Annotated in this window: 6 protein-coding genes and 3 tRNA genes; 5 read left to right on the top strand and 4 right to left on the bottom strand. The window is 70.3% G+C overall.

Translation table 11 applies throughout. From position 1 onward, the window contains the following. On the top strand, nucleotides 1-569 hold a 569-nt coding region (locus HMPREF0321_RS16580; RefSeq protein WP_040015018.1), incomplete at its 5' end, for a hypothetical protein. On the opposite strand, the gene HMPREF0321_RS12175 is transcribed toward HMPREF0321_RS16580, so the two are convergent. Together HMPREF0321_RS12175 and HMPREF0321_RS12180 are read right to left on the bottom strand one after the other, a co-directional pair. Then, nucleotides 513-965 carry a hypothetical protein gene (locus HMPREF0321_RS12175; RefSeq protein WP_040015019.1) on the bottom strand — a complete coding sequence of 151 codons (453 nt, stop codon included), beginning with the start codon at nucleotides 963-965 and terminating at the stop codon, nucleotides 513-515. The genes HMPREF0321_RS16580 and HMPREF0321_RS12175 overlap by 57 nt on opposite strands. A 182-nt stretch (nucleotides 966-1,147) precedes the next feature. Then, nucleotides 1,148-2,020 (bottom strand): siderophore-interacting protein, encoded by an 873-nt coding sequence (locus tag HMPREF0321_RS12180; protein WP_040015020.1) that lies wholly within the window; start codon nucleotides 2,018-2,020, stop codon nucleotides 1,148-1,150. A 214-nt stretch (nucleotides 2,021-2,234) separates the two neighbouring features. On the opposite strand from HMPREF0321_RS12180, the gene HMPREF0321_RS12185 reads away from it, so the two are divergent. From HMPREF0321_RS12185 to HMPREF0321_RS12200, 4 genes are all read left to right on the top strand, one after another. After that, complete coding sequence (locus HMPREF0321_RS12185) at nucleotides 2,235-3,281, top strand: PHP domain-containing protein (protein WP_006946823.1); 1,047 nt, start codon at nucleotides 2,235-2,237, stop codon at nucleotides 3,279-3,281. 167 nt (nucleotides 3,282-3,448) lie between these two features. After that, nucleotides 3,449-3,524, top strand: a tRNA-Glu gene (locus HMPREF0321_RS12190). Nucleotides 3,525-3,546: 22 nt separating this feature from the next. After that, nucleotides 3,547-3,623: transfer RNA gene (locus HMPREF0321_RS12195), tRNA-Asp, on the top strand. Between the two features lie 13 nt (nucleotides 3,624-3,636). Next, nucleotides 3,637-3,709, top strand: a tRNA-Phe gene (locus tag HMPREF0321_RS12200). 189 nt (nucleotides 3,710-3,898) lie between these two features. Here HMPREF0321_RS12200 and HMPREF0321_RS12205 read toward each other — a convergent pair. Then, nucleotides 3,899-5,206, bottom strand: a complete 1,308-nt coding sequence (locus HMPREF0321_RS12205; RefSeq protein ID WP_040015021.1) for an aspartate aminotransferase family protein — start codon at nucleotides 5,204-5,206, stop codon at nucleotides 3,899-3,901. A 159-nt stretch (nucleotides 5,207-5,365) separates the two neighbouring features. Further along, a partial coding sequence (locus HMPREF0321_RS12210) for a DUF1949 domain-containing protein (protein ID WP_006946824.1) occupies nucleotides 5,366-5,605 on the bottom strand: 240 nt, incomplete at its 5' end.

Here is a 5,605-nt window from a genome sequence, read left to right on the forward strand (position 1 = left end):
TCTCCGCCGCGACGGCGGCCGCCACGACGCTTGTGCGTCCCGCGCGCTTCCCGCGCTGGGTGCGACGCGGCGTCGCGATGTCGTCGACGCTGACGAGCGTCGGCATGGCGATGGCGGGCGAGCGCCGTCCCGCGAGTTCCCGCCTGGCCGACTCGAACAAGTCGATCAACGTCGTCGACGGGCGCGCCACATCGTCGTCGATGAGCGACCTGGCCGCCGCCGCGACGGCCGGCATGGGCCTCGTGACGTCCGGGCTCGCGCTGCGCATCGACAAGAACGTCGAGAAGGTGCTGCTCAAGCGCGGCGTGCGTCACCCGCGTCTGTGGATGGCTGTCGGAGCTGCGGCGATCAGCCTCGTCGGGCCGTACGTGACGAAGCAGATCCAGGCGTCCACGGCCCGTCTGCAGGAGAAGGCGCTGCCGAAGGAGACGCTCGAGTCGACGCTCAGCGACCCGCTCGGCACGAAGCAGAAGTCGTCTGCGCCGGCCGGTCAGATCGAGTCCGCGAACACCTCACGCCCCGGCGACGACGACGAGCGCAGCGAGAGCGACGAGCACACCGACCACTGAGAACACACGCGCGACGTCGGCACAGGCCGTCGCGGCACTTCGGGCAGCCCCCGCTTCGGCGAGATGCTGCCCGAAGCTCTTCTGCCACCGGGTCGTCTTCGGCGCGCCCAGCGACGTGAACGGCAGGTAGCCGAGGACGACCGCGATCGCCGCCGCATCCCCGATCCAGCGCGCCGCTCCCCCGGCGCGCACACCGAACCAGGCGCCCGTCAGTGTTGCGACGGCGGCGAGGAACGCCGAACCGTGCCACAGCAGCGCGGCCCGCCGGCCGCTGCGCGCGTCGGGGCCGAGCCGCGCCGCCATCCACGTGACGACGGACGTCCGCACCGAACGACGCGTCAGCAGGACGAGGGCCGCAGCAGCGACGACGAGCAGCAGGAGCAACCAGGACTTCACCGCGGCATTGTCTCGCGTTTCGCCGCGACCGCGCGCCGCGTTCGACGTCGTTGTCGTCGCGGACCTCGGCGTCGATCGCGCCGAGGCGATCAGTGATGCGGGGGCGAGCGAGCGGCCATCAGCGTGGCCTCGACCAATGTGGACGAAAATCGCCGATTGGTGCAGCGGGCGAGGCGCGGGGGTCAGGCGCGGTCTTGTTCCTGCTCCATCTGCTGCACGAACTCGCGCTTGCTCGACTGCCACGCGTCCTCGTCAAGGCCGGGGCGCCAGTATCCGGAGATCGACGCGTGCGCGCGAGCGACGCTCTTCTCGACGATGAGCAACCGGCGCATCTCCTTGATCATCTCCGCGTTGCCGTGCACGAACACGCGCAGCCCGTCGGGGGCATCACCGTCGCGCAGGCCCGGCACGTCGGCTGCGGCGACGACGTCGACGAGCCCGCCGCCGTGGCTGCGCGTCTCGTCCCGGTGCACCCAGACGAGGTTCATGTGCGGCAGGGCGCGCACCGGAGGGTGCACGCTCGCGTCGGCCACCTCGAGCACGACGGTGCACGCGGCGTCCTGCGGCAGCGCATCGAGCGCCGCGGCGATCGCGGGGTAGGCCGATTCGTCGCCGACGAAGAGGTGATGATCGGCCGCCGGGTCGGGCGCCCACGCGCCGCCGGGGCCGAGGAAGCCGATGATGTCGCCCGCTCGCGCCGCAGCCGCCCAGGGCCCCGCGAAGCCGGTGTCACCGTGCACGACGAAGTCGATCGCCATCGTTCCGGCCGCGTGGTCGATCGCCCGGATCGTGTAGGTGCGCGTCACCGGCCATTCCTCACGAGGCCGCTCGGCGCGGATCTGTTCGGGGTCGAACGGCGCTGCGTAGTCGGCCCCGCGCGGCGGGAAGATGAGCTTGACGTAGGCGTCCGTCACCGGTTTCGGCTCGAGGGCGCGCAGCCCGTCCCCGCTGAAGTGGACGCGCACAAGGTCGCGGGTCAGCCGCTCGGTCCGCTCGACTCTCACGTGGGTGGGCGTTCGACGCGGGCGGGCCGGCGCTGCTTCGGTGTTCGTCACGATGTCCTCGTCTCGTCGGGGCTCCTCGGCGCCGCGGGGGCACCTCGCTGCGATCCGGATCGGCCATCTCCAGTGGCACCCACGAAGGAACGACACCGAGGCGACGCAGTCGAGCCAACCCCAAACTAAGGCTTACCTAACATCTGGGCAAATCGGGGTCCTCGGGCAAGGGGAGGCCCTGGGCAAGTCCGGGCGATGTTCGTACAGTGACCACATGACCGGTGCTCCCACGCCTCGCGAAGCGCTCGACCGCATCGCCTTCCTGCTCGAACGTCGCCGCGCGGGTACATACCGCGTCAAGGCGTTCCGTGGTGCCTCGCGCGCGATTGCCGCGCTCGACGAGGAGACGTTGCGCGCGAAGGCCGCCGACGGCTCCCTCGCGGACGTCTCCGGCATCGGCAAGACGACGCTCGCCGTCATCACCGAGGCACTCGACGGCCGCGTCCCGAGCTACCTCGACCAGCTGGAGGAATCGAGCCCCGAGTACCTCGTCGAGGGCGCGCAGCGCGTCATGTCCGCCGTCAAGGGCGACTGCCACACCCACTCGGACTGGAGCGACGGCGGCTCACCGATCGACGAGATGGTCATGGCAGCGATCTCCCTCGGGCGCGAGTACATCGTGCAGACCGACCACTCCCCCTCGCTGCGCGTCGCCAACGGGCTGAGTGCCGAGCGGCTGACGAAGCAGCTCGGCGTCATCGACGCGATGAACTCGGCCCTCGGGGCGACGGGCACCCCGTTCGTCCTGCTCAAGGGCATCGAGGTAGACATCAAGGAGGACGGCTCCCTCGACCAGCGCGCCGACATGCTCGACCGCCTCGACGTGCGGGTCGCGTCGGTTCACTCCAAGCTGCGTTCGGGCCCGGCCGCCATGACGAAACGCATGCTCGGCGCCATCGAGAACCCCCACACGACGATCCTCGGGCACTGCACCGGCCGCCTCGTCGACGGCGAACGCGGCGTCCGCCCACCGTCGACGTTCGATTCCAAGGCCGTGTTCGCTGCATGCGCCGAGCACCGCGTCGCCGTCGAGATCAATGCGCGCCCCGAACGCTGCGACCCGCCCGACGATCTCATCCGCGAGGCGATCGACGCCGGCTGCTACTTCTCCCTCGACTCCGACGCGCACGCGCCCGGCCAGCTCGACTTCCTCCAGTACGGCGCGGCCCGCATCGAGGAGCTCGGCGTGCCGCTCGAGCGCGTCATCACGACGTGGGACGTCGAGCGGGTGCGTACGTTCGCGCGCAAGGAGATCGCCTGAGAAGCGCCTCGACGCCGCCCGGGCCGGGCAGCGCACCGCACGCCATGCCGCCGGAATCCCCGCCATTCCGGGCGTTTTGCGTTGCCCGGCGAACGTGTACTAAAGTTACGCAAGTTCCAGCGGGGCAAACACCGGAAGGTGAGCGGCTCGCGGGAATGATTTGTGTAGTCCCCATCGTCTAGCGGCCTAGGACACTGCCCTTTCACGGCAGCGGCACGGGTTCGAATCCCGTTGGGGATACCACGCACAGATCGGCCTTTCACGAGGCCCCGTAGCGCAGTTGGTTAGCGCGCCGCCTTGTCACGGCGGAGGTCGCGGGTTCGAGTCCCGTCGGGGTCGCCATCCCTTTCCCAAGGGCCAGATAGCTCAGTTGGTAGAGCGAGCGACTGAAAATCGCTAGGTCGGCGGTTCGACCCCGTCTCTGGCCACGCTCCACCGAGAAAGCCCCCGAGATTCGTCTCGGGGGCTTTCTCGTGTTCTGCATGCCTCCCGGTTCGATATGCCTCCCGGTTCGAGGCGCGTTCCACGCCGCGGCACCCCCGACGTTGCACCGGGTGCGACGCTGCCTCGTTCGGCAGCGTCGCAACGGCCGACCACCCACCGACGGCGCGTCGTCGTCAGCTCGCGGAGAGCGCCTCGTCGAGGATCGTCAGGGCCGCACGGACGTCGTCGTCGCTGACGTTGCACGGCGGCACGACGTGCAGCCGGTTCGCGGCGGCGATGACGAGCAGGCCGGTCTTCTTGCACGCGGCCGCGACGGCGGCGGCGCGCTCGACGTCGGGCGTGCGCGCGGCGTCCTCGACGAGTTCGAGCGCCCAGAACACCCCGACGCCACGCGCCTGGCCGACCGCGTCGTGCTTCTCGGCGAGCGCCTGCAGGCCGGGGCCGAGCACGTCGGAACCGATGCGGGCGGCGTTCTCGACGATGCCCTCGTCCTGCATCGCGGCGATCGTCGCGACGCCCGCCGCGCACGCGAGCGGGTGGCCGGAGTAGGTGAGGCCGCCGGGGTAGGCGCGCTCGTCGAAGTGGTGAGCGATCTCGTCGCTCAGCACGACACCGCCGAGCGGCACGTACCCCGAGTTGACGCCCTTGGCGAACGTGATGAGGTCGGGCACGACATTCGCGTGCTGGTGCGCGAACCAGGCACCGGTGCGGCCGAAGCCGGCCATGACCTCGTCGGCGATGAAGATGATGCCGTACTTCGTGCAGATCTCGCGGACGCCCTCGAGGTAGCCCGGCGGCGGCGGGATGATGCCGGCCGAACCGATGACGGGCTCGAGGATGAGAGCGGCGAACGCGTCGGCGCCCTCGGAGGTGATGGTGTGCTCGAGGTGCGTCAGCGCACGCTCGCACTCCTCGTCCTCGCTCGTCGCCCAGAACTCGCTGCGGTAGAGGAACGGACCGAAGAAGTGGACGACCTCGCTCGCGCCCTTGTCGTTGGCGAAGCGGCGCGCCTCACCGGTGAGGTGGATCGACTGCGCCGTCGCGCCGTGGTAGCTGCGGTAGGCGGCGAGCAGCTTGCGACGGCCCGTCACCTCGCGCGCCATGCGGACGGCGTGCTCGTTCGCCTCGGTACCACCGTTGGTGAAGAACACCTTGTTGAGCGTGTCGGGCAGCAGGTCGCTGATCATCTTCGCCAGCTGCGAACGCTGGTCGTTGGCGTTGCTCGGCCCGATCGTGCACAGCGTCTCGGCCTGCGTCTTGATCGCCTCGACGACGCGCGGGTGCTGGTGGCCGACGTTCGTGTAGACGAGCTGGCCGGTGAAGTCGAGGTACTCGTTGCCGTCGCCGTCCCACAGGCGGGAGCCGGACGTCTTCGTCACGACCATCGGCTTCAGCGCGGCCTGCGCCGACCACGAATGGAAGACGTGGGCCCGGTCGAGTGCGTATGTTTCGTCGGGGGTCAAGGTCTTCGGTTCACTCATGGAGCCACTCTGGGGGTTCGCACGCCCACGCGCCAACCCCGTCTCAGGGCGCGGGAGACGCGCCGTGGCGCGGCAGAAGTACCGGGGCAGGTGTGGTGTCGCTGATGGGTGGCGGCCGGTGCGCCCCGAAGACGCGCGAAGGTCCGGCCGGCTGACGCCTCACCCAGGCTGGTCGGCGAGTGAGACCCAGCGCTGCCCACACTCGTCGAGGTCGGCCGAACCGCCCGTCAGGCTCGCGAGCTCGCTCTCGAGCGCTGCGCGGTCGGCCTCCGTGACGGCGAGCACCAGGCGCGCCGTTCCTGAGGCCGCGCCTTGGGCGTAGTCGACGCCCTCGACGTGCCGCCCGGCGGCTCGCAGGGCGTTCTCGACGCGGCCGACGTCGGCGATGCCGACGTCGGC

This window comes from Dermacoccus sp. Ellin185, from assembly GCF_000152185.1.
In the GTDB taxonomy this organism is placed as follows: Bacteria; Actinomycetota; Actinomycetes; order Actinomycetales; family Dermatophilaceae; genus Dermacoccus; species Dermacoccus nishinomiyaensis.